This window comes from Tumebacillus flagellatus, assembly GCF_000714935.1.
GTDB lineage: Bacteria > Bacillota > Bacilli > Tumebacillales > Tumebacillaceae > Tumebacillus > Tumebacillus flagellatus.
Genome location: NZ_JMIR01000091.1, coordinates 1 through 925, shown reverse-complemented (window position 1 = coordinate 925; position 925 = coordinate 1). Strand labels below are relative to the sequence as shown.

1 protein-coding gene and 1 rRNA gene are annotated in these 925 nt (G+C 51.8%); both read right to left on the bottom strand.

Features of this window, described 5'->3' with window-relative positions:
• Positions 1-268 precede the first annotated feature (268 nt).
• Positions 269-787, bottom strand: coding sequence for a GNAT family N-acetyltransferase (locus EL26_RS23090; protein WP_238546180.1), 519 nt, complete (start codon positions 785-787; stop codon positions 269-271).
• A gap of 65 nt (positions 788-852) precedes the next feature.
• Positions 853-925 (bottom strand): 5S ribosomal RNA (gene rrf / locus EL26_RS26835); the annotation flags it as partial.

Below are 925 nucleotides of genomic sequence, written 5' to 3'. Positions count from 1 at the left end.
CGAAGAGCTTCTGGCTCGAATCGATCTTCATCTATCACTCGTTTAGTTTTCAAGGATCAATCATGTCTCGCAGCGTCGCTCAGTGGCGACTCTTAGTAATCTACCACATAGCACCCAAGAATGCAACAGGTTTTTTTCTACTCCGTCACCACCGTCTCTCTCGCGGCGACAAGACTTATCTTATCCCATTTCCTTGTATCTCTCAATCTCAGATTCAAAACAAACCCAAACAAAACGGACATCAATTGTGCCCTCTACCCAATCATTCTCACTCGCACTTCGAATCCCAACACTGCCCGCCGACAAAAAAAGACCCGATCTCAATGATCAGGTTCCCCCTCTCAACGCAACCGCATCTGCGCGATCCTCTCACCCCAGGGAGCCCATGCCCGTTTTTTTCAAACCCGAGACTTGCATACAGACGATCCGCACCCTCATTCTCCGGGTGATAGCCAATCACGAGCAAGTCTCGTTCCGCCTCATCTCGGAGTTTCTCCAACAATAGTTTCATCGCGCCTTTACCGTACCCTTGGCGCTGGTGGTTCCGGTCCACCATGAGCCGGTACACCCAGTAGTTGTCGTCATCCGGATCGATCCCATACATCAGGAAACCCACCATCTCTTCTTCCTGATAGATCGCAAGCGGCCTCATGTTTGTCAAAAACTTCGACTCTGCAAGCGAGTACACATTCGAAGCCACAAACCGCTCCCGCCCCTCGGCAGGGCGAAGTTGAATGCAAGTTTCCCAGTTCGCCTTCGTTACTCCCCTCAATGTCAATGCAATCATTCTCGCGGCCCCTTTCTACGCAAAAAGAGGCTCGATCCGGATGCGGATCTAGCCTCTTCTCTAGTGCCTCGCGACGTCCTACTCTCCCAGGACCCTGCGGTCCAAGTACCATCGGCGCTGGAAAGCTTAACTTCTGTG